This is a genomic window from Kitasatospora sp. NPDC051164 (genome assembly GCF_044455625.1).
Lineage (GTDB): Bacteria > Actinomycetota > Actinomycetes > Streptomycetales > Streptomycetaceae > Kitasatospora.
In genome coordinates this window covers 33,389-54,319 of the sequence record NZ_JBITFB010000029.1, presented here as the reverse complement: position 1 = coordinate 54,319, position 20,931 = coordinate 33,389, and the positions used below count along the sequence as shown (strand labels likewise).

Annotated in this window: 23 protein-coding genes; 9 read left to right on the top strand and 14 right to left on the bottom strand. The window is 74.3% G+C overall.

The window, feature by feature from the left end:
- Position 1: 1 nt before the first annotated feature.
- From cobO to cpt, 3 genes are read left to right on the top strand one after another with little or no spacing between them, the layout of a single operon-like run.
- Complete coding sequence (cobO, locus tag ACIBEC_RS35275; RefSeq protein WP_360499581.1) at positions 2 to 607, top strand: cob(I)yrinic acid a,c-diamide adenosyltransferase; 606 nt, start codon at positions 2 to 4, stop codon at positions 605 to 607.
- 4 nt (positions 608 to 611) lie between these two features.
- Positions 612 to 2,000: a cobyrinate a,c-diamide synthase gene (locus tag ACIBEC_RS35270; protein WP_360499579.1), complete on the top strand. Its 1,389-nt coding sequence runs from the start codon at positions 612 to 614 to the stop codon at positions 1,998 to 2,000.
- 30 nt (positions 2,001 to 2,030) lie between these two features.
- Complete coding sequence (cpt, locus tag ACIBEC_RS35265; protein ID WP_360499732.1) at positions 2,031 to 2,567, top strand: chloramphenicol phosphotransferase CPT; 537 nt, start codon at positions 2,031 to 2,033, stop codon at positions 2,565 to 2,567.
- Between the two features lie 71 nt (positions 2,568 to 2,638).
- Here cpt and ACIBEC_RS35260 read toward each other — a convergent pair whose 3' ends face one another.
- Both ACIBEC_RS35260 and ACIBEC_RS35255 read right to left on the bottom strand, forming a co-directional pair.
- Positions 2,639 to 4,261 carry a serine/threonine-protein kinase gene (locus tag ACIBEC_RS35260; protein WP_360499578.1) on the bottom strand — a complete coding sequence of 541 codons (1,623 nt, stop codon included), beginning with the start codon at positions 4,259 to 4,261 and terminating at the stop codon, positions 2,639 to 2,641.
- 75 nt (positions 4,262 to 4,336) lie between these two features.
- Positions 4,337 to 4,936, bottom strand: a complete 600-nt coding sequence (locus tag ACIBEC_RS35255) for a TetR/AcrR family transcriptional regulator (RefSeq protein WP_360499576.1) — start codon at positions 4,934 to 4,936, stop codon at positions 4,337 to 4,339.
- Between the two features lie 117 nt (positions 4,937 to 5,053).
- Here ACIBEC_RS35255 and ACIBEC_RS35250 point away from each other — a divergent pair, with 117 nt between their 5' ends.
- Positions 5,054 to 6,235, top strand: a complete 1,182-nt coding sequence (locus tag ACIBEC_RS35250; protein WP_360499574.1) for an FAD-dependent monooxygenase — start codon at positions 5,054 to 5,056, stop codon at positions 6,233 to 6,235.
- 45 nt (positions 6,236 to 6,280) lie between these two features.
- Here the strand turns inward: ACIBEC_RS35250 and ACIBEC_RS35245 are convergent, their stop codons facing one another.
- The gene (locus ACIBEC_RS35245) at positions 6,281 to 6,637 is read right to left on the bottom strand and encodes a hypothetical protein (RefSeq protein ID WP_360499572.1); all 357 of its coding nucleotides are present in this window, start codon (positions 6,635 to 6,637) and stop codon (positions 6,281 to 6,283) included.
- Positions 6,634 to 7,095, bottom strand: coding sequence for a prevent-host-death family protein (locus ACIBEC_RS35240; RefSeq protein WP_360499570.1), 462 nt, complete (start codon positions 7,093 to 7,095; stop codon positions 6,634 to 6,636). Before ACIBEC_RS35240 ends, ACIBEC_RS35245 begins: the two co-directional genes overlap by 4 nt.
- Positions 7,096 to 7,183: 88 nt before the next feature.
- On the opposite strand from ACIBEC_RS35240, the gene ACIBEC_RS35235 reads away from it, so the two are divergent.
- Positions 7,184 to 7,882 (top strand): class I SAM-dependent methyltransferase, encoded by a 699-nt coding sequence (locus ACIBEC_RS35235; RefSeq protein WP_360499568.1) that lies wholly within the window; start codon positions 7,184 to 7,186, stop codon positions 7,880 to 7,882.
- Between the two features lie 127 nt (positions 7,883 to 8,009).
- On the opposite strand, the gene ACIBEC_RS35230 is transcribed toward ACIBEC_RS35235, so the two are convergent.
- Both ACIBEC_RS35230 and ACIBEC_RS35225 read right to left on the bottom strand, forming a co-directional pair.
- Positions 8,010 to 8,477, bottom strand: coding sequence for a hypothetical protein (locus tag ACIBEC_RS35230; RefSeq protein ID WP_360499567.1), 468 nt, complete (start codon positions 8,475 to 8,477; stop codon positions 8,010 to 8,012).
- A 201-nt stretch (positions 8,478 to 8,678) separates the two neighbouring features.
- Positions 8,679 to 9,191 carry a MarR family transcriptional regulator gene (locus ACIBEC_RS35225; protein ID WP_360499565.1) on the bottom strand — a complete coding sequence of 171 codons (513 nt, stop codon included), beginning with the start codon at positions 9,189 to 9,191 and terminating at the stop codon, positions 8,679 to 8,681.
- 136 nt (positions 9,192 to 9,327) lie between these two features.
- Here ACIBEC_RS35225 and ACIBEC_RS35220 point away from each other — a divergent pair, with 136 nt between their 5' ends.
- Both ACIBEC_RS35220 and ACIBEC_RS35215 read left to right on the top strand, forming a co-directional pair.
- The gene (locus ACIBEC_RS35220) at positions 9,328 to 10,272 is read left to right on the top strand and encodes an EamA family transporter (RefSeq protein WP_360499563.1); all 945 of its coding nucleotides are present in this window, start codon (positions 9,328 to 9,330) and stop codon (positions 10,270 to 10,272) included.
- A gap of 22 nt (positions 10,273 to 10,294) precedes the next feature.
- Positions 10,295 to 10,591, top strand: a complete 297-nt coding sequence (locus ACIBEC_RS35215; protein ID WP_360499561.1) for a DUF1330 domain-containing protein — start codon at positions 10,295 to 10,297, stop codon at positions 10,589 to 10,591.
- 70 nt (positions 10,592 to 10,661) lie between these two features.
- Here the strand turns inward: ACIBEC_RS35215 and ACIBEC_RS35210 are convergent, their stop codons facing one another.
- The 4 genes from ACIBEC_RS35210 to ACIBEC_RS35195 all read right to left on the bottom strand — a co-directional run bounded on the left by ACIBEC_RS35210 (position 10,662) and on the right by ACIBEC_RS35195 (position 14,925).
- A complete protein-coding gene (locus ACIBEC_RS35210) occupies positions 10,662 to 11,483 on the bottom strand; it encodes a hypothetical protein (RefSeq protein WP_360499559.1) in 822 nt (273 codons plus the stop codon).
- A 93-nt stretch (positions 11,484 to 11,576) separates the two neighbouring features.
- Positions 11,577 to 12,584 (bottom strand): TolB family protein, encoded by a 1,008-nt coding sequence (locus ACIBEC_RS35205; protein WP_396289802.1) that lies wholly within the window; start codon positions 12,582 to 12,584, stop codon positions 11,577 to 11,579.
- A gap of 20 nt (positions 12,585 to 12,604) precedes the next feature.
- Positions 12,605 to 13,969 (bottom strand): MFS transporter, encoded by a 1,365-nt coding sequence (locus tag ACIBEC_RS35200; protein WP_360499557.1) that lies wholly within the window; start codon positions 13,967 to 13,969, stop codon positions 12,605 to 12,607.
- Positions 13,970 to 13,974: 5 nt separating this feature from the next.
- On the bottom strand, positions 13,975 to 14,925 hold the full coding sequence (locus ACIBEC_RS35195) for an alkaline phosphatase family protein (protein WP_360499555.1): 951 nt from the start codon (positions 14,923 to 14,925) through the stop codon (positions 13,975 to 13,977).
- Positions 14,926 to 15,207: 282 nt separating this feature from the next.
- Between ACIBEC_RS35195 and ACIBEC_RS35190 the strand changes: the two genes are divergently transcribed.
- Both ACIBEC_RS35190 and cobC read left to right on the top strand, forming a co-directional pair.
- Positions 15,208 to 16,545 (top strand): cobalamin biosynthesis protein, encoded by a 1,338-nt coding sequence (locus ACIBEC_RS35190; protein ID WP_360499553.1) that lies wholly within the window; start codon positions 15,208 to 15,210, stop codon positions 16,543 to 16,545.
- Positions 16,542 to 17,588: an Rv2231c family pyridoxal phosphate-dependent protein CobC gene (gene cobC / locus ACIBEC_RS35185; RefSeq protein ID WP_360499551.1), complete on the top strand. Its 1,047-nt coding sequence runs from the start codon at positions 16,542 to 16,544 to the stop codon at positions 17,586 to 17,588. Before ACIBEC_RS35190 ends, cobC begins: the two co-directional genes overlap by 4 nt.
- Before the next feature lie 35 nt (positions 17,589 to 17,623).
- On the opposite strand, the gene ACIBEC_RS35180 is transcribed toward cobC, so the two are convergent.
- The 4 genes from ACIBEC_RS35180 to glnII all read right to left on the bottom strand — a co-directional run bounded on the left by ACIBEC_RS35180 (position 17,624) and on the right by glnII (position 20,928).
- Positions 17,624 to 18,469 (bottom strand): MOSC domain-containing protein, encoded by an 846-nt coding sequence (locus ACIBEC_RS35180; protein WP_360499549.1) that lies wholly within the window; start codon positions 18,467 to 18,469, stop codon positions 17,624 to 17,626.
- Positions 18,466 to 19,002, bottom strand: a complete 537-nt coding sequence (locus ACIBEC_RS35175) for a hypothetical protein (protein ID WP_360499547.1) — start codon at positions 19,000 to 19,002, stop codon at positions 18,466 to 18,468. Before ACIBEC_RS35175 ends, ACIBEC_RS35180 begins: the two co-directional genes overlap by 4 nt.
- Positions 18,999 to 19,577 (bottom strand): hypothetical protein, encoded by a 579-nt coding sequence (locus ACIBEC_RS35170; protein WP_360499545.1) that lies wholly within the window; start codon positions 19,575 to 19,577, stop codon positions 18,999 to 19,001. The genes ACIBEC_RS35175 and ACIBEC_RS35170 overlap by 4 nt, the downstream gene beginning before the upstream one ends.
- Before the next feature lie 328 nt (positions 19,578 to 19,905).
- The gene (gene glnII, locus ACIBEC_RS35165; RefSeq protein WP_360499544.1) at positions 19,906 to 20,928 is read right to left on the bottom strand and encodes a glutamine synthetase; all 1,023 of its coding nucleotides are present in this window, start codon (positions 20,926 to 20,928) and stop codon (positions 19,906 to 19,908) included.
- Between the last annotated feature and the right edge of the window lie 3 nt (positions 20,929 to 20,931).

Genomic DNA, 20,931 nt, shown 5'->3' with positions numbered 1-20,931 from the left:
CATGCCCAAGGGCGTCCCCGAGAGCGTTCCCGACGACGGCCTGACGACCCGTCAGCGACGTACGCAGCCGATCACCGCCGTGCACACCGGCCCCGGCAAGGGCAAGTCCACGGCCGCGTTCGGCATGGCGCTGCGGGCCTGGAACCAGGGCTGGCCGGTCGGGGTGTTCCAGTTCGTGAAGTCCGCCAAGTGGAAGGTCGGCGAGGAGAACGCGCTGCGCGTGCTCGGCGCCTCCGGCGAGGGCGGCACCGTCGACTGGCACAAGATGGGCTCCGGCTGGTCCTGGATCCAGCGCTCCGCCGAACAGGAGATGACCAGCGAGGAGGCGGCCAAGGAGGGCTGGGAGCAGGTCAAGCGCGACCTCGCGGCCGAGACCTACCGCTTCTACGTGCTCGACGAGTTCACCTACCCGATGCACTGGGGGTGGATCGACGCCGACGAGGTGGTGGCCGTGCTCAAGGACCGCCCGGGCAGCCAGCACGTCGTCATCACCGGCCGGTACGCGCCCGAGGCGCTGACCGGCTTCGCCGACCTGGTCACCGAGATGACCAAGGTGAAGCACCCCATGGACGCCGGCCGCAAGGGCCAGCGCGGTATCGAGTGGTAGACCGTTGAGCACCGTCCCCCGCCTCGTCATCGCCGCGCCCTCCTCCGGCGCCGGCAAGACCACCGTCGCCACCGGCCTGATCGCGGCACTCGCCGCGCGCGGGCTGGCGGTGTCCCCGCACAAGGTCGGCCCCGACTACATCGACCCGGGCTACCACGCGCTCGCCGCCGGGCGCCCGGGCCGCAACCTCGACGCCTTCATGTGCGGTCCCGAGCGGATCGCGCCGCTGTTCCTGCACGGCGCGGCGGGCGCGGACGTCGCGGTGGTCGAGGGCGTCATGGGCCTGTTCGACGGGGCCTCCGGGCGCGGGGAGTTGGCGTCCACCGCGCACGTCGCCAAACTGCTGCGGGCACCGGTGGTGCTGGTGGTGGACGGCTCCTCGCAGTCCCGCTCGGTGGCCGCGCTGGTGCACGGCTTCGCCTCCTGGGACCCGCAGGTGCGGCTCGCCGGGGTGATCCTCAACCGGGTCGCCTCCGACCGGCACGAGCACCTGCTGCGCGAGGCCCTGGAGGAGGGCTCCGGCGTGCCGGTGCTGGGCGCGCTGCGCCGCTCGGCGGCGGTCGCCACGCCGTCCCGCCACCTCGGGCTGATCCCCGCGGTGGAGCGCTCGGCGGAGGCGCTGAAGGCGGTCGCCGACATGGGCGAGCTGGTCGGCTCCTCGGTCGACCTGGACGCGCTGCTGGAACTCGCCCGCACGGCACCCGATGTGGACGCCGAGCCGTGGGACCCGTCGGCCGAGGTCACCCCGGTGGCCGGTCGGCCGCGGCTCGCGGTGGCGGGCGGCCCGGCGTTCTCCTTCTCGTACGCCGAGAACGCCGAACTGCTCGGCGCGGCCGGGGCGGAGGTGGTCCCGTTCGACCCGCTGCACGCCACGGCCCTCCCGGCGGGAACCGCCGGGCTGGTCATCGGCGGCGGCTTCCCGGAGCTGTACGTACGGGAGTTGAGCGGGAACACCGAACTGCGCTCGGCGATCGCCTCCTTCGCCGCGTCGGGCGGGCCGATCGCCGCCGAGTGCGCCGGACTGCTCTACCTGGGGCGGGAGTTGGACGGCCTGCCGATGTGCGGCGTGCTCGACACCGAGGCCCGGATGACCGAGCGCCTCACCCTCGGCTACCGGGAGGCCGTCGCCCTGCACGACTCGCCGCTCGCGGCGGCCGGCACCCGGGTGCGCGGGCACGAGTTCCACCGGACGGTGTGCGAACCGGGCGCGGGCGAACGCCCCGCCTGGGGCTGGCGCCTGCCGACCGGGCCCCGCACGGAGGGCTTCGCCGCGGGCCGGGTGCACGCCTCCTACCTGCACCTGCACTGGGCGGGGGCGCCGGCGCTGGCAGCGTCCTTCGCGGCCGCGGCGGCGGCCTACGACGGCACTCCGCGCGGGGCGACCTCCGCGTAAGGGGCGACTGCGTAGGATGCGCGCATGCATGTGATCGTCCTCAACGGCGGCTCCAGCTCCGGCAAATCCAGCATCGCCCACCGTCTGCAGGAACTGCTGCCGCAGCCGTGGCTGCACCTCGGCGCGGACACCATGGTCGGCGCCCTGCCGCCCTCGCTGCGCAGCGGCGGGGAGGGCATCGGCGGCCTGGAGGACGGGACCGGCACGGTCGAGGTCGGGCCGGCCTTCGCCGCGTTGGACGCCGCCTGGACGGTCGGGGTGGCGGCGATGGCCCGGGCCGGCGCCCGGATCGTGGTGGACGAGGTGTTCCTCGGCACCACCGCCTCGCAGGCCCGCTGGCGGGCGGCACTCGAGGGCCTGGACGTGCTCTGGGTCGGCGTGCGCTGCGACCCGGCGGTGGCCGCGGCCCGGGAGGCCGCGCGCGGCGATCGGGTGGCCGGAATGGCCGCCGCGCAGGCGGAAGCGGTGCACGAGGGGGTCGCGTACGACCTGGTGGTGGACAGCTCCCGGACCTCGGCGGACGAGTGCGCCGAGCTGATCCTCGCGCGGGTGTCCGCCTGCGGCTGACTGCCCGCGCCCCGCCGCCCCGGGTGCCGGTCGCGGGCCGCCGCCCCGGGTGCCGGTCGCGGGCCGAGCCGCTACAGGACCAGGGTCCGCCAACCCCGGGTGATCTGGTCGTCGACGGCCACGGGGTCCGACGTCGTCGGCTGGGCCGCCGCCAGCACTGCCAGCAGGGTGGCGCCGTCCGCCGGGCGCTGCGCCGGGTCGATGGCCAGCGCGCGGGTGACGACCGCGGCGAGCGCCGGGTCGAGAGCCCGGACCGCCGCCAGCGCGGTCGGTTCGGGCCCGGTGTCCACGATCCGGCGGATCACCGCGCCGGTGCTGGTCGCCGCGAACGGGCTGGCCCCGTGCGCCGCGCACACCACGCAGCACGCCCAGGCCCACACGTCGGCGGCCGTACCGACCCGCTCATCGCCGAACTGCTCCGGCGCCATGTACGTCAGGGTGCCGGGCCCGCCGCCGGTGGCGGTGAGCCGGGTGCCGTCCACGATCGCCGCGATGCCGAAGTCCAGCAGGCGCGGGCCGGCCGTGGTCAGCATGATGTTGGCCGGCTTGAGGTCCCGGTGGATCAGCCCGAGCCGGTGCACCCCGGACAGCGCCACGGCCAGCGCCAGCGCGAGCGCACGGAGCGCCTCGGCGGAGCGGATCGGCCCCTGCTCCCGCAAGTGGACGTCCAGCGGGCGGCCGTCCAGCAACTCCATGGCCAGGTACGGACGTCCGGCGTCCACGCCCGCGTCGAGCACCCGGGCGGTGTAGGCGCCGGGCACCATGGCCAGCACCTCGGACTCACGCTGGAAGCGGCGCAACAGCTCGGCGTCGTCGAGGAGTTCGAGGTTGATGGTCTTCAGGGCGACCTGGGTGGCGGAGCCCTGGCGCTGGGCGAGGTAGACCGTGCCCATCCCGCCGGAGCCGATCCGGCCGAGGAGCTGGTAGCCGCCGATCGTGCGGGGCTCGTGGACACGGAGTGGACCGTGGGCCACGGGCGGGGCAGGTGATACGGGCGGCGCGAACTGCGGCACCGGCGGGGCGGCCGGAACGTGCTGCGTCGGAACGTACGCCTGCGGCGCCGGGGTGGTCGCGGCCGCGTTCGGCGCAGGGGTGGCCGGTGCGGCGGTGTTCGACCCGGTGACGACCGGCTCGTGCCGCCTGCTGGTGACGACCGCACCGATCTGGAACAGCAGCACGGCGAAGACCAGCCAGTACGGCAGGGCGAACACGCCGATCACCGCGCGCAGGGCGAGCAGGCCGAGGACCCGGCGCCAGGTGGCACGTGCCGACCGGACCTGCTCCGGCATGCGGACGGTCAGCAGGTTGCGCTGGGTCAGGAACCAGAACAGCAGCCAGAGCACCAGGGCCGAGATCACGGGAACGAGGTACCAGAGCCTCGCCGTGTGGAGGGCCAGGTGCGCCTCCCTGCTCAGGTAGCGCACGTTGTCGGTGTCGATCGGCTCCCGCAGCATCCGGAGGGTGTCGGTGTCGCCGAGGAACAACAGGGCATCCAGCCCTGCCGCGCAGACGAGCCCCACCAGCGGCGCGGCGATGAACGGCACCCGACTGACCGGGGCGCCCGCACCCACGGCCGCCGCCGCCCGTTGGCGCGTCGCCCGTTGAAGCCACAGCAGCAGCGGAAGTGTCACCACCCGCACCACCAGCAGCACGAGCAGGAGGAACACCGGTGCGACGAGGCTGACCACGCTCATGTCTCCCCCTTGGCCGATCGAGCACACGGAGTAACGGAGTATAAGCGGGACGACCCGGGCCTCTCCCCCGGGCTCCTACTCTGCCGCCGTGAGCAGCGCGTCGAGGTAGCGCGCCGCATCGTCGCGCAGCTCCTCCGGCATCGGCGTGCGCCAGTGCCCGCTGCCGGCCGTCGCGTTGAACAGCACGCCGTCGCACCAGCGGACCAGCCGTCGGGCGTCGGCCGCCGGGTCGGTCGAGCCGCACCGGGCGAGCAGGACGGTGGCGGCGTCGGCGAAGCGCGCGCCCAACCGGTCGTAGACGGCGCGCAGTTCGGGCCGCCTGGTGGCTTCCAGGGCGAGTTCGAGCCGGGCCAGGGTGAGCCGGCGTCCGGTGGTGAGCGCCTGGAACAGCAGATCGGCGGCGACCCGTACGAGCAGCTCGCGCGGCGGGGTGTCGGCCGGCGGCTCACCGGTGAGGACGGGGTGCTCCCGGGTCTCCCGCTCGACGATCCGGGTGAGCGCGACCTCGAGCAGGGCGGCCCTGGTCCGGGCGAGGTTGGAGGTCGAGCCGGCGGGCAGCCCGGCCTCCTCGTCCACGGCGCGGTGGGTCAGCCCGCGCAGGCCGCGTTCGGCGATCAGGGCGATGGCTGCGTCGGCGATCAGGGTCGGGCGCGGGGGCGTCATGGGTCCGATCATGGCCTTTCTCCTCGGGCGATCCCAACCTACTACGGCAGTAGTCTGCGGCACTACATCCGTAGTACGGTGTGCGGGCAGCGCTAACTACAGCCGTAGTGCGAGATGAGGAGCCCACCCATGGACAGGCACCAGGCGATCGTCATCGGCGGCGGCATCGGCGGGCTCACCGCCGCCCTCGCCCTCCACCGGCAGGGCATCCCCGTGGCCGTCCACGAACGCGCCGCCTCGCTCGAACCCGTCGGCGCCGGACTCGCCCTCGCCCCCAACGCCCTGCGCGCCCTCGACCGGCTCGGCGTCGGCGAACGCCTGCGCGCCCTCGCCACCCCGCACCCCGCCATCGGCCTGCGCCACCCCTCCGGCCGCTGGCTCGCCCGCACCGACACCGCCACCTTCGAGGCCCAATTCGGCGACCCGATCGCCGCCGTCGCCCGCGCCGATGTCATCGCCGCCCTGGTCGACGCCCTCCCGGACGGCACCGTCCGCACCGACTCGCCCGCCTCGCTCGTCACCCCCGGCAGCGCCACCGAACCCGCCGTCGCCCGGACCCCGGACGGCGACCGGCCCGCCGGGCTGGTCGTCGCCGCCGACGGCATCCGATCCGCCACCCGCGGCCTGCTCTTCCCCCAGCACCCCGGCCCCCGCTACAGCGGCTTCACCACCTGGCGCACCATCGTCACCCCCACCCGCCGACCGGACGCTGCCGGCGAGATCTGGGGACGCGGACGGCTCGCCGGGATCGTCCCGCTCGCCGACGGCCGCGTCTACGTGTACGGCGCCGCCCTCGCCCCGGCCGGCGCCCGCGCCGCCGACGGCGACGAGAAGGCCGAACTCCTGCGCCGGTACGGCACCTGGTGCGCGCCCGTACCCCAACTCCTCGCGCTCGCCGAGCCGGAGCGCGTCCTGCGCCACGACGTCTGGGACCTCGCCGACCCGCTGCCCGCCCACCACCACGGCCGGGTCGCCCTCCTCGGCGACGCCGCCCACGCGATGTGCCCCTTCCAGGGCCAGGGCGCCTGCCAGGCCATCGAGGACGCCGTCGTCCTCGCCTCCCTGCTGACCCCGTCCACGGACCCCGCCGCCGCCCTCCCCGCCTACACCGCCGCCCGCCTCCCCCGCACCACCGCCATCGTCACCGGCTCCCGCCGCATCGGCGACCTCGTCGCCCTCCGCACCCCCGTCGCCGCCCTCCTCCGCACCACCGCCCTCACCCTCGCCGGCCTCCTCCCCGCCCGCGCCCTCCTCAGCCGCTCCGCCCCGATCTACGACTGGCAGCCGCCGGCCCTGGACGCGACGGCCTGAGGGCGCCGCAAGGCACCGGAGACGGCGCGGACCGGGCCGCCCGGACTACGCGTCCGTGTCCTTCGGATGCCGGGACGAGGCGTAGACGACATGCACGGCCCGGCCCGCCTCGTCCACCAGGTAACGCACCCGCCCCCCTGCGGTCACCTCGTACTCCCACTGCGGCAGCTCGGCACCTCCGAACACCCGGGTCGCCAGACGCCCCCGAAGGCGATGCTGCCGATCCGGATCGCTCCTGGAAAGGGGGTCCGCCCGCAACGCCTCGAAGCAGCGCCGGGCGTTCCCCGGCGCTTCGGCACACAGCTCGCTCCAGCCCTTGGCGGCCTCGCTCGTACCGAACCGCAGCCGCCACTCGTCACCAATGGGCGGCGGCGGGACGTCGTCACCGCGCTTGGGGCTCACGGCTCGACCACCTCGCCGTGGTCGTCGCCGGGGAGCGGCCTGGTGAGCTCCGCCACCAGCGCCGGATCCGCGAGGACTCTCGCGGTGGCGCGCCATTCGGCTATCACCCGGTGCAGATTGGCGTGGACGTCCAGCTCGACGACATCGCGGGTCGAGTCGACGAGGTCGACGACGAACTGGCGCACCTCCTCAGCCGACAGGTGCCTGGTCCAGGGAAAGACGGCGGGCAGGGCCAGGAGTACCGCCCGTGCGCCCTCATCGCTGCTGATCAGTGCGGCGAACAGGCGCGCCGTGACATCTGCGGTTTCCTCGCGTTCGCGATCGTGGCGTTCGGTCGTGAGGTAGAGGTCCTCGCCGTCCCGGCGCGTCACGTGCACTCGGTGGGCTCGCTCCACGGCGTCCGCGACGCGCTTGGAGTGCTTCGACAGGTCGGAGAACGACACGGTGAGGGTCGACATGACTTGAAGCTAGTTCGGAATACATTCCGAAGTCAATCGCAAAACCGCTTCACGGCCGGTGTCAGTGGCGGTGGGGACAATGCCCGGCATGAGCGACTCCGACGACTCCAGCGAGCCCGCCTCCGACCCCGGCTCCGGCTCCGGCCCCGACGTCGCCGAGTACTGGGACGCGGCCGCCGAGGCCTTCGACGAGGAGCCCGACCACGGGTTGCGGGACGCCTCCGTCCGGGCGGCGTGGGTGCGGCGGGTTCGGGGGTGGGTGCCGGGTGAGGCCTGCGACGTGCTCGATGTCGGGTGCGGCACGGGCTCGCTGTCGTCGCTGCTCGCGGCGGACGGGCACCGGGTGACCGGGGTGGACCTGGCACCGCGCATGGTCGAGCGGGCGCGGGCGAAGCTCGCGGCGGCGGGGCTGCCGGGCCGGTTCCTGGTGGGTGATGCGGCGGCACCGCCGGTCGGGGGCGAGGGTTTCGACGTCCTGTTGTCGCGCCACCTGATCTGGACGCTGCCCGAGCCCGAGCGGGCCCTCCGCGCCTGGGTGGGGCTGCTGCGCCCGGGCGGCCGGCTGGTCCTGGTCGAGGGCCGGTGGCGCGAGGCCGGGCAGGCCGTGGCACCGTACGCGGCCGGGGCGGAGCGGCTGCCATGGAGCGGCGGCATCGGGGCGGACGAACTCGCCGGTGCCGTACGACCGTTGGTGGCCGAGCTGCGGGTCGAGCCGCTCAGCGGGGACGACGAGCTGTGGGGTGGCCCGGTGTGCGACGAGCGGTACGCGCTGGTCGCGTACCGCTGAGCGGCGCGTCCGCCTGAGCCTCGCGTACGGCCGGGCGGCACGTACAGCCGGACGGCACATACAGCCGGGCGGCACGTACAGCCGGACGGCACGTACAGCCGGGCGGCGCGTACGGCCGGGCAGTCCGTCAGGCGCCGCTGCCGAAGGTGCCGCGCCGGGGGTCGGCGCGCTGGGGGTCGGCGCGATGGCAGGCGGTGCAGCGGAGGCGGGTGTAGATCGACACCGCGCCCATGAAGACGTCCTCGCGTCCGTCGACCGGGGACGCGGAGGCGGCGGGCTCGCCGCAGTCCAGGCAGGTGCGGTGGGGGCGGGCGGCGACGGAGCAGGTGCGGCAGATCAGGTGGGTGGGGTCCTCGGCGTGGACGACGACGGGCTGGGGGCCGCCGTGGAGCAGGTGGTCGCACCAGGTGCAGGACTTGTCCTGCTGCGCCGCCAGCATCCGGGCCCGGGTCTCCTGCTGCCACGTGGCCGCGTTCTGCAACGGCACCGTCACCGGCAGGCCCCACCCGGAGGCGGTGAGCCACTGGGCGCCCTCCTCGCCGGCCGCCCGGAGCTGGTCGTGGACGGCGATCTCCCTGGGCGTCCTGTCCTTCATCGGGCTTCTCCTCCGGTGCGGTTCCGCAGGGTCCGCGGGTGCGGTTCCGCCGGAGTCAACGCGGGCGGGCGGGCGCCGGACACGCCCGCCTCCGCGCCGGCCTCCGCGCCGGCCTCCGCGCCGGCCTCCGCGCCGGCCTCCGCGTCACGCTCCCCTCGGTCCTCCCCGCCGGCCCTCCCCCTCGTCGACCGGAGTCGCCGCTCAGCCGAGGAGGGGTTCGGTGTCCCCGTGCGCGATGAGGAGCTTGCGCAGCAGGCCGTCGAGCTGGGTGCGCTCGTCGTCGTCGAGCGCGGCGAGGATACGTTCCTCGTTGCGGACGTGGCCGGCCAGGGCGCCGTCGATCAGCTCCTTGCCGACCGGGGTGAGGCGGACCAGGACGGCGCGGCGGTCGTCGGGGCAGGGGTTGCGCTCGACCAGGCCCTTGGCCACCAGCCGGTCGACCCGGTTGGTGATGGCGCCGGAGGTGACCATGGCGGACTTGAGGAGGGCGCGGGCGTTGAGCTCGTAGGGCTCGCCGGAGCGCCGCAGGGTGGCCAGGACGTCGAACTCGGAGGAGTCCAGGCCACAGGAGGTGAAGTACTCGCGCAGGGCGGCGTCGACCCGGACGTTGAGTCGCCGCAGCCGGCCGATCAGGGCCAGTGCCCTCGGATTGAGGTCGGGACGGGTCCTCGCCCACTGCTCGACGATGTCGTCGACGGTGTCGCGCTGCTCCATGGTCTGCCGCCTTCCTGGTTCTGCTTCCCGGACCCCCGTCCAAATATCTTAGCCTTCACATACTTGACGTTCACCTACCTGGGGGCGTAGAACTTATCTCAACGTTCAGATAATCAACGTTCAGGGGATGGCCGTCATGGACCGCAAGCGCGCAGCAATCGCCGCCACCGCCGCACTCGCCCCGGCCGCCTGGGGCACGACCTACCTGGTCACCACCCAGCTGCTGCCCGAAGGCCGCCCGCTGCTGCTCGCGGCACTGCGCGCCCTGCCAGCCGGACTGCTGCTCCTGCTGATCGGCCGCAAACTGCCCAAGGGCCGCTGGTGGGGGCGCGCGGCCGTGCTCGGGATGCTCAACATCGGGCTGTTCTTCCCGCTCACCTTCGTCGGCGCGTACCGCCTGCCCGGCGGGGTCGCGGCCACCATCGGGGCGATCCAGCCACTGCTCGTCGCCGGGCTCTCCATCGGCGTCCTCGGCGTACGGCCCGGACGGCGCGCACTGCTCGCGGGACTGATCGGAGTCGGCGGCGTCGCCCTCCTGGTGCTCAAGAGCGGCGCCCGGCTGGACGGTGTCGGGATCGCCGCGATGGTCACCGCGATCGCGCTGATGGCCACGGGCACCGTCCTCACGCGCCGCTGGGGCCGCCCCGAGGGCGCCACCCTGCTCGACCTCACCGCCTGGCAGCTCCTCGCCGGCTCGGTCTTCCTGGTGCCGCTCGCGGCGCTCGTCGAGGGCGCACCGCCCGCCCTGAGCGCCGCCAACCTGGCCGGCTTCGCCTACCTCGGCCTCTTCAGCACCGCCCTCGGCTACATCCTCTGGTTCCGCGGCATCGAGCGGCTGGGCGCCGGACCGACCTCGTTCCTCGGCCTGATCAACCCGGTGGTCGCGACCGTGGGCGGTCTCGTCGTCCTCGGCCAGACCCTCACCGGGTGGCAGCTCCTCGGCCTGACGCTCGCCCTCGGCGCCATGTTCGCGGGTCAGGCCCCTGCCCGGCGGCCCAAGGCCGTCACCGCCCCCACCACCCCCGCCGACCCTGTCGCTCCTGCCACCACTGCCATCCCTGTCGTTTCTGCCACCCGCTGACCACTACCGCACGGAGTACGCCATGCACTACATCGTCATCACCCGCACCGACAGCACCCCCGACGCCGACCTCGGCCACTACCTCGCCAATGTCGGCGCCACCATGGAGCCCCACCAGGGCCGCCTGCTCGCCTTCGCCGCCCCGGCCCGGCTGGAGGGAGACACCGCCTACACCAAGACCGCCATCCTCGAGTTCCCCACCGAGGCCGACGCCCACGGCTGGTACCACTCCCCCGCCTACCAGGCCCTCGCCACCTGGCGCATCAGCACCATGGGCCACCCCGTCACCATCGCCGCCGTCCCCGGCCTGCCCGGCTGACGCCGCCTCCCGAACCGTCCAGGCCCCGCCGCGCACCGGCGGGGCTTCGGCATGCGCGGCGGCGGCGAGGTCAGCCGGTGGCGCGGATGTAGATGTCGGCGGCGCCGGAGAGGCCGCCGGGGATGGCGGCCACGTAGATGCGGCGGGCGGTGGGGGTGTGGGTGGGCGTCGGGGTGGGGGCTGGAGCCAGGGTGGGGACGGGGGTGGTGACGACGGGCTCGTCGTCGGGGGTCGCCTCGGGGGTTGCTTCGGGAGCAGCTTCTGGGGCGGCTTCCGGAGCTGCCTCCAGGCCGGCGTCGCCATCGCCATCGCTATCGGCATCGCCATCGGGGGCCAGGACGGGCGTGTCCTCGGCGGGAGCGGGGGAGGCCGAAGGGGACGGAGAAGCGGAGGGGACGGCCGACGGGGAGAAGGTCGGGGCGGGGGAGGTGATCGGCCTGTCGGGGAGTTCCGGGGCCTCGGCCGGCTCGTCGCCGCCGAGGGCGGCGACGAGGTCGGGCGGGAGGGGGGCGGCCGGGCCGGGGGCGGGGAGGTCGTAGGCGCTGAGGAAGTCGCCGACGCCCGGGGCCTTGCCGCCGCCGAGGCGGTAGTGGAGGTAGGCGACGGGGGCGCCGTCGGAGGTGTGGGTGTAGACGGCGCCGACCGGGACGTAGTACCGGCCGACGCCCGGGTGCTGGGAGGGGTGGAGGCCGGCCAGGCGTTCGGCGCGGTCGCGGTCGGTCTCGTGGCCGGTGCGGCCGACGGTGAGCGCGTTGACGCCGCGCACCACGAGGGCGGCGGCGACGGACACGCACAGCACCAGCCCGACGGCGACGGTGCGCCGCAGGACGGGGCGGCCGTGCAGGGCGGGCCAGGAGTCGGTCACCATGCGCTCGGGTGGGATGCCGTCCATGGTTGCTCGCTCCCCATCGGTCAGGACGTTCGATCCGGACATTCGATCAGGACGTCGCACTGTGCTCGACGTGGGACCGTATCCGAGAGTTCCTCAGCCCAGGTAGGCGGGGGCCACGGCGGCCTTGGTGAGTGACTGCGGGCTGCCCGAGCCGTCGGCCGGCACGGTCCACAGGTCGGCGCCGTAGTCGCCGGGCAGGGCGTAGACCAGGGTGCCGTTGCCGTCCCAGAGCGCCTGGTCGTCGATGTTGCGCTGCTCGGCGGTGGCGGTCTCGGTCATGGTGGCGAGGTCGAGCACGTACAGCCGCCAGGGTGCGTCGACGGGGAGGCCGGGGACGCGCTTCTTGTACGCGATGCGGGTGCCGTCCGGGGAGAGCGAGGGGCACTCGACGTTGTCGTGCAGGGCGGTGAGGGTGCGGGCGGTGAGGTCTCCGCGGACGAGGTGGGTCTGCCCGGAGCTGGCGACGGTGGCGTAGAAGGTGTTGTCGTCGGCGAAGGTGACGCCCCAGATGTTGGTGTCGTGCGCCTGGTACGGGTGGCCGTCCAGGATGACCGCGAAGTCCTCCAGGTTCTCCCGGAGGTTCCAGTCCCGGACGTCCACGATCGAGGTGCGGGTGGAGAAGTCGCTGCCCGCGTACGAGTCGCCGCTGACGAAGACCGTCCAGGCGGCGAGGTGCCCGGACGGTGAGACCCGGGAGCGAGTGGGGATGCCGGCGGCCGGGAAGGAACGCCGCTCGCGCAGGTGGTCGTCGAGGATGACGGCCCGGTAGGTGTCCTCCAGCGCACCGTGCTGGGCCTGCAGGCAGATGCCGGTGCCGGCGGCGGCGTGGAAGCGCAGACACTGGACGCCGGAGGCGGTGCGCGGGCCGTCGGGGCGGTCGGCGGGGACGGTGGTGATCTCGTCCCGGTGCGGACCCCAGGCCATGTTGCGGAACAGCAACCGGCGTCCGCTGCCGGGCACCTGGAGGGAGACGGCGCCCGACTCGACGGACGGCCCACCGGGCTGGACCTGGTCCCGGCGGGCGGTACGGCCGGCCGCGTGCAGGACGGCCCCGGTGCCGACCGCGCCGAGCAGCACGACGGCGACCAGCAGGATGATCATCCTGGTCCGGTTCGGCAGGTTCACGAGCTCTCCTCGGCGGCGACGGGTGCGGCATCGCAGTCAGCAGCAGGTCCGGCAGGTCCGCCGTCGGCCACGGCCAGGGGTTCGGACGGGCGCAGCACCGCCGCCGCGCCGAGCACGCACAGCGCCAGCGCCCCCGTCGACCAGCCCAGCGCCGCCGGGCCGCCGACCGCGCCCCACAGCGCGCCGAACAGCAGCGAGCAGGCGAACCGGGACAGCGCCTGCCCGGTGCCGACCAGGGCGAGCCCGGCGCCGCGCTGCTCGGCCGGTACGGCGTCGGCGGCCGCGGCGGCGAGCACGCCGTCGGTGGCCGCGTAGAACGCGCCGTGCAGCGCCAGGACGCAGATCACCGCCGGCAGTCCGCGCAGCGGCGAGAGCAGCAGCCCGTACGCGAGCAGCAGCACGCCGTGTCCGGCGAGGAAGAGCCGGTGGCGGCCGATCCGGTCGGCGAGCGCGCCGAGCGGGACGGCGAGCAGCAGGAAGGCGGCGGCGGTGCCGAGCGGCAGCAGCGGGAAGAGGGTGACGGACAGGCCCAGCCGGCGCTGGATGAGCAGGTAGAGGAAGGAGTCGCTGACGGTGGTCAGCCCGAGCAGGACGGCGCAGAGGGCGAGCCGCCGGAGCCCGGGAAGGCGCAGCAGGGTGAGGCTGTCACGCATCGAGGGAGCCACAGTTGACGGATCGTCGGATCGTTGCCGGTTCGGCACGAACAGCAGCAGGATCAGGACGCCCAGGGCGGCGACGCAGGAGCTGACCGTGAACACCGCGTCGTAGCCGTGCCGTTCGCCGCCGTCGGCGAGCAGCGGGCCGCCGGCGAGTCGCAGCACCAGAAAGGCGGTGAGCGGTCCGAGCAGGGCGCCGGCCGTGTCCATCGCCCGGTGTACGCCGAACGCCCGTCCGCGGTGGGCGGGTTCGGTGGCGAGCGAGATCATCGCGTCCCGGGGTGCGGTGCGCAGGCCCTTGCCGGTGCGGTCGACGGCGATCACCGCGCCGATCAGCGGCACGGTGTGGACGAGCAGCAGCAGCGGCCGGCAGAGCGCGGAGAGCCCGTACCCGACGGCCGCGACGGCCTTGTGCCGGGCGGCGCCGTCGCGGCCGCGGCGGTCGGCGAGGTGGCCGCCGACGAGGCGGACGAGGGCGCTGAAGCCGTTCTGGATGCCGTCGAGCAGGCCGAAGCCGAGTGGGGAGAGGCCGAGCCCGGTGAGCAGGTAGAGGGGGAGGACGGCGGTGACCATCTCGGAGGAGACGTCGGTGACCAGGCTGACGGCGCCGAGGGCGAGCACCGTGCCGGGGACGGCGCCCCGCCGCACCGGGCCGGTGGCCGGTGCGGCGGGCGCCTTCGAGCTGCGGGAGTCCGCGACGTACACGGGCGTCAGTTCCAGATGCCGGTGATGTCGACGGCGCCGGCCGAGTTGCCCGCGTGGGCGTCGAGGCCGGCCAGGTCCTCCAGGGTGTGCAGCACGTCGTAGTGGTTGTAGGTGGTGGCGGTGCTGCTGCCGGGGGCGACGTGGGCGCCGTAGACCAGGGTCGGGATGCGGTTGCCGGACAGCCTGTTGTCCTCGTCGAAGGTGACGACGAGGAGGCTGTTGTGGCTCTTCGCCCACTGCGCGTAGGCGTCGAGGTTGCTCTGCAGCCAGGAGTCGCCGGTGCCGACGGAGCAGTCGTGCATGTCGTCGCAGAGGTCCGGGACGACGAAGGAGACCTTGGGCAGGGTGCTGTAGTCGGCCGGGAACGCGTCCATGCCGTAGGCGCTGTCGGTGGGCACGTTGCCGAAGCCGAACCACGGGTTGTGCTTCTGCGCGTAGTTGTCGACGCGGCAGTCGGTGGCGCCCTGGGCGGGCAGGCCCTCGTTGTAGCTGGCCCAGGTCTGGCCGGCGGCGAGCAGTTCGGAGGCCAGGTTGGGCCCCTGCAGCGCGCCGACGTCCACGCAACTGTCGTCGACGATGCCCTGCGAGCTGCCGGAGAACAGCATGTAGTAGTTGGGCTGGCTGGGGTGGGTGAGCGCGTGGGACTGGGTCAGCCGCGCGCCGCCGGCCACCAGCGTGCCGTTGATGTACGGGGCGCTGGAGCTGCCGATGACCTGCGAGTAGGCGTGGTTCTCCAGGACGACGACGACCACGTGGTCCGGCGCGGGCAGGCCGGTGGCGGTGTCGGCGAGGGCGGTGTCGGCGGCCGCGCTGCCGCCCGCGGCCCAGAGGCCGAGCGAGCCGGCGATCAGGCCGAGCCCGGCGGCGAGGGCGGTCAGCGGGCGGGCCGTGCGGAGTCTGCGCTGGGGGCGGTGGGGGGTGGGGGTTCCGGGGGTGCGGGGTCGTGCGAAGGCCATGGGTCCTCCGTGCGTCGGGCTGCCTGGCTGGAGCGCCGAGAACAGTAGGATCGCGCCGGTGTCGTGTACGGCACAAGACAGGTGAAGAACAGACGAACAGCTGTCTCCCCCTCGGCCGTCGGGCCCGGCTGCACGACCTGTACGACCTGTACGGCCCTGCGCGGCCCTGTATGCACGGCTTGAGCCGCGTCACACCCTCCGCGATTGACCCCCTCCGGCCGCCCGTGGTGGGATCGCGGGGGCCCGCTGCCGGAGGGCCGGGAACGGCAAGGAGTGCGGTACGTGATCGGACTGGTCGCCATCGACGGGCCGGGCCGCCCGCTCGCCGACGAGTTGCACGCGCGCTGGCCGGAGAGCAGCCACGTCCACCAGGCCTACCGCGGCAACTGCTCCCAGCCGCCCGACGTCCTGGACTTCGCCCTCCTCCGGTACCGGTTCGTGGTCGCCGTCGCCCCGCTCCCGACCGTCGTCTCCCTGCTGACCGGCGGCCTCGTCGACCTTCCGCGCGGCACCGCCCTGCTCTGCGTGGACCCGCAGCGGCGCTGGGTGATCCCGATGGCCGGCGGGGACGCCGCGGAGGAGCTGTCCGTCGAGGTGGCGGCCGCCCTCGGTGTCACCCCCGTCCCCACCGGCCACGCGCCACCGGCAGGGCCGCCCCCGGGGGTCCGGGCCGAGCCGGCCGACGTGCCCGAGGCGGCCGACGCGCCCGAGACAGCCGATCTGCCCGAGGACGCCCCGATCCTGCGGGTCACCGACCGGGAGGACCCGGGTTACGGCGACGTGCTGGTGCTCCCGCGCACCCTCGTCGTCGGGATCGGCGCCACCGGCGGTGCCGGGCGGACCGAGGCGATGCGGCTGCTGGCGGCCACGCTCGTGGAGGCCGGCCTGGCCCGCTCGGCGGTGGCCCGGCTGGCCACGGTGGCCGGCAAGGCGGACCACCCGGCGGTGCGCTGGGCCGCGTTCTGCCTCGGCGGGGTGCCGGTGGACGAGTACCCGGCGGAGGAGCTGGCGGAGGTGGCGGTGCCGAACCCGTCCGAGGCGGTCGGGGCGGCCGTCGGCACGGCGAGCGTCGCCGAGGCGGCGGCGCTGGCCGGCGCGCCGGGCGGCCGGCTCGTGGTCGCCAAGCGGAAGTCGGCGACCGCGACGGTGGCGATCGCCCGGGCGACGCTGCGCGGGCGGCTCGCCCTGGTCGGCCTCGGGTCAGACGATCCCGATCTGCCGACGCCGGGCGCGCTCGCCGAACTGCGCGGCGCCTCGGCGGTAGTGGGAACACCCGAGGCGTTCGAGACGCTCGCAGCGGTCGAGAAGCTCGCAGCAGCCGAGGCGGTGGCCGGGCTGCTCCGGCCGACGACCCGGCGGATCGCGGTGGACGTCGCCGCCGGGACGACGGCGGACGGCTCCGGGGCACCCCTGGACCCCGCCGGAGCCGCCGCGCACCTCGCCGCCCACGGACACACCGTCGCACTGGTCGTCCTCGGCGACGGCGCCGGACTCACCGTGCCGCCCGGCCCGTACGAGCTCCACCGCCTGCCCGGACCGCCCGCCGTCACCGCCGACGGCACGGCCGGCGCCACCACCGCCTCCGCCCACCCCACTCAGTACCAGGGAGACCCCGCGTGACCGCCCCCGAACCCGACCTGCGCCACCACGGCGACGCCGAGGTCCGCGCCGATGGTCTCGGCCTGGTGGACCTCGCCGTCAACGTCCGCACCGGCACGCCCCCGACCTGGCTGCGCGAGCGCCTCGCGGCCACCCTCGGCGACCTCGCCGCCTACCCCGACCAGAGCACCGCCCGCGCCGCGGTGGCCGCCCGGCACGCCCGCCCGGTCGAGGAGGTGCTGCTCACCTCGGGTGCGGCGGAGGCCTTCGTCCTGCTGGCCCGCACTCTGACATCCCGTCACATCGTGGTCGTACACCCGCAGTTCACCGAACCGGAGGCGGCACTGCGGGATGCCGGCCACCGGGTACACCGGGCACTGCTCTCCCCCGAGGACGGGTTCCGACTCGGCGCCGTCCCCGAGGAGGCGGACCTGGTCGTCCTCGGTAACCCGACCAACCCGACCTCCGTGCTGCACCCGGCCGAGGCCGTGGCCGCGCTCGCCCGGCCGGGGCGGACCCTGGTGGTGGACGAGGCGTTCATGGACACCGTGCCGGGCGAGCGGGAGTCCCTCGCCTCCGTGCGGGACCTGCCCGGCCGGGTCGTCGTCCTGCGCAGCCTCACCAAGACCTGGGGGCTGGCCGGGCTGCGCATCGGCTATGTGCTCGGGCCCGCGCCACTGATCGCCGAACTCGCCGCCGCCCAGCCGCTCTGGCCGGTCTCCACCCCGGCGCTGGCCGCCGCCGAGGCCTGCAGCGGCCCGGCGGCGCTCGCCGAAGCGGACCGGGCCGCCGCCGAACTCGTCCTCTGGCGCGACCACCTGGTGAAGGGCCTGGCCGCCTTCCCGCAGGTGCGGATGTACGGAGAACCGGCGGCCTCCTTCGTGCTGGTCCGGCTGCCGCACGCGGCGGCCGTCCGGGAGCGGCTGCGCGAGCACGGCTTCGCCGTCCGGCGCGGCGACACCTTCCCGGGGCTCGGCGAGGAGTGGCTGCGGATCGCCGTCCGGGACCAGGACACCACCGACCGGTTCCTCAAGGCCCTTGGGGCAGTACTCAGTTCAACCTGAGCTCGTTCAGCCCCGCTCCTTCAGCCTCAGCTCCTTCAGCCACTCTCCTCCAGCCTGAGCCCCTCCAGCCTCAGCTCGTCGCCCGTCCGGATCCGCCCGGGCACCAGCACCTGTGCGTACACCCCCGCGCAGGGCAGCTCCGGCATGCCCTCCAGCGGGACCACCCGGTTCCGCTCGGCCGGGATGCGCAGGGCCTCGGTACGGCGGGGCAGCGGGCCGTGCCGCAGGGTGGGGACGGCGCAGCGCGGGGTGGCCGCCAGGACGCGCAGGCGCAGCGTCGGGCCGATGGCCAGCTCCCGCCCCACCCAGGCGTTCTCGACGAAGCCCTCACCCTCGGTGCGGATCACCAGGTTCGGCCGGTAGCGTTCGGCCTCGGAGCCGGTGGCGCGCAGTGTCGAGGTGGTGATCAGGTGCAGCGGAGCGAAGTCGAAGAACCCGCCGTCGGGCGCGGCGCGGCCCAACTCGTTGACCGTGACGTCGACTTCGGCCGCGATGCCGTGCGCCAGCACCTCCTCCGGCACGGCCCGCTCGACCGTCGCGCCGGGTGGGCGTTCGGCGACCAGCGCAACCTTGCGGCCGAGCGCCTCGGACAGCTCCGCCTCGTCCGCGCCGCGCCCGTCCGGACCGGTGATCGCCACGCCGCCGTCCGCCGTGGCCGCCGCCGCGTACCCGAGCAGGCCCGACCAGAGCCGGGGGTGCTTGGCGCTGGCCACCCGCCCGGTCGCCAGGTCGAGCAGCGCGCGCTCCCGGTCACCGGCCAGCCCCCGGCCGGTGATGTCGGCCGCGTCCAGCTCCTCCCCCAGCAGGGACTTCACGGGGTAGCGCCGCAGCCGCTCGACCGTGCCGATGCCACCCCCGACGCGCATGCCGGTACCGCTCACTGCTCCTCCTCCGCCCATTCCCGCAGCGCCTCGAAATGCAGCTCGCGCAGGCCGAACCGGGGATCGATCCAGAGCGCCACGGCCGGTCCCGGGTGGTTCGCCGCGATCCACTCGATGTCCTGCGGGCCGAGTTCGTCGTCCACCCAGACGAACGGCCGCCCGGCCGCCCAGGCGACCAGGTCCCGGGTCTTCCAGTGCAGCCCGTCCGGATCCTCGCCGAACATCTCCGTCCAAGGGATGTACGGGAGTTCGGGCAGCCCGATGCGCGGCCCGATGAAGGTGTTGGCCTCGTCCATCCAGGTGGTCGCCCACACCAGTTCGTACGGCAGCGCGAGCAGTTCCGGCCCGTGCGCCGGATTCAGCCACACCCGCAGCGGCTTCACCCGCCCGCGCGGCTGCGGCGCGTGGCGGGCCACCCACGACTCGGGGAGCAGCCGGTGGGTCCGGTAGCCCTCCGGGCGACGGGTCTTGGGCGCGGCGTAGGGGTTGAGCGGTCCGTCCACGTCGAGGAGGAGCAGCGGCTGCCCGGTCATGCGGCGGCCGCCCACTCCCGCAGGGCCGCGAAGTCGTCGGCCAGCAGGCCTATGCGGGGGTTGACGTGCAGGGTGAGCGCCGGTCCCGGGTGGTTCGCCGCGATCCACTCGGCGTCCTGCGGGCCGAGTTCGTCGTCCACCCAGACGAAGGCCCGCCCGGCCGCCCAGGCGACCACGTCCCGGGTCTTCCAGTGCAGCCCGTCCGGATCCTCGCCGAACATCTCCGTCCAGCGGATGTACGGGAGTTCGGGCAGCCCGATGTGCGGCCCGATGTGGGTGTTCGCCTCGCTCATCCACCCGGTGGCCCACACCAGTTCGTACGGCAGCGCCAGCAACTCGGGCCCGTGCGCCGGGTTCAGCCACACCCGCAGCGGCTTGACCCGGCCGGCCGGGCGCTTCGCGTGCTTCGCGCGCGTCGCCAGCCTGGCCTGCGCGGCCGCCTGCCGCTCCTGCTTCGCGACCCACCAGCCGGGCAGCAGCCGGTAGGTGCGGTAGCCGTCCGGCCGCCGCTTCGGCGCGGCGAAGGGGTTGAGCGGTCCGTCCACGTCGAGGAGGAGTAGCGGCTGCTGGGTCATGCCATGAATTCTCGGTCCGGCAAGGGCGGTTGACCAGCGATTTGCCGGTCACGATCGGGCCCTGCCTGCCTGCCCGCCTGCCACCTTCCGCCTGCCACCTGCCGCCGCCCTCCGGCCGCGTGCACCGGGCGTGCCGGGCGTACCGGCCGTGCTGGGCGTCACAGTGGCCAACCGAGTTCAACGATCCTGCGACCGTCACCCCGGCCACCCCCGGGTGCCACGCCTCGGCAGCCGGGAAGCCCGCCGACGCCCGAGTGCGCGAACGCCCGCAGGCCCTCCCCGGCGGGGGAGGGCCTGCGGGCGTCGTGCGTGCCTCTGGGGCGGTGGATCAGACCTGGCCGGCCTTCTCCAGGGCCTCGCAGCAGGTGTTGATCAGGAGGCGGGTGACCACGTAGGGGTCGATGTTGGCGTTCGGGCGGCGGTCCTCGATGTAGCCCTTCTGCTCCACCTCGACCTGCCACGGGATGCGGACGGAGGCACCGCGGTTGGAGACGCCGTAGCTGTAGACGTTCCACGGGGCGGTCTCGTGCTTGCCGGTGAGGCGGGACTGGATGTCGTCACCGTACTGGCTGACGTGCTCCAGCACCTTCTCCTGGGAGGCGCCGAGCGACTCGCAGGCGGTGATGATGGCGTCGTAGCCCTCGCGCATCGCCCGGGTGGAGAAGTTGGTGTGGGCGCCCGCGCCGTTCCAGTCGCCCCTGGCCGGCTTGGCGTCGAGGGTGGCGTCGATGCCGAACTCCTCGGCGGTGCGGTAGAGCAGGTAGCGGGCGATCCACAGGTCGTCGGAGACGGTCAGCGAGTCGACCGGGCCGATCTGGAACTCCCACTGGCCGGGCATGACCTCGGCGTTGATGCCGCAGATGGCGAGGCCGGCGTCGATGCAGCGGTCCAGGTGCAGCTCGACGATCTCGCGGCCGAAGACCTCCTCGGCGCCGACGCCGCAGTAGTAGCCGCCCTGCGGGGCCGGGAAGCCGCCCTCGGGGAAGCCGAGCGGGCGGGAGCCCTTGAAGAAGGTGTACTCCTGCTCGATGCCGAAGATCGACTCCTGAGCGGCGAACTTCTCGTGCACCTCACGGAGCAGCGCGCGGGTGTTGGACTCGTGCGGGGTGCCGTCCGTCTCCAGGACCTCGCAGAGGACCAGGATGTTGTCGCCGCCACGGATCGGGTCCGGCACAACCTTCACCGGGTCCAGCACGCGGTCCGAGGCGTGGCCCTCGGCCTGGTTGGTCGAGGAACCGTCGAAGCCCCAGGTCGGGATCTTGTCGGCGTTCGGCAGGACGCGAGTCTTGGAACGGAGCTTCGCGGTCGGCTTGGTGCCGTCGATCCAGATGTACTCGGCCTTGATTGCCACGGC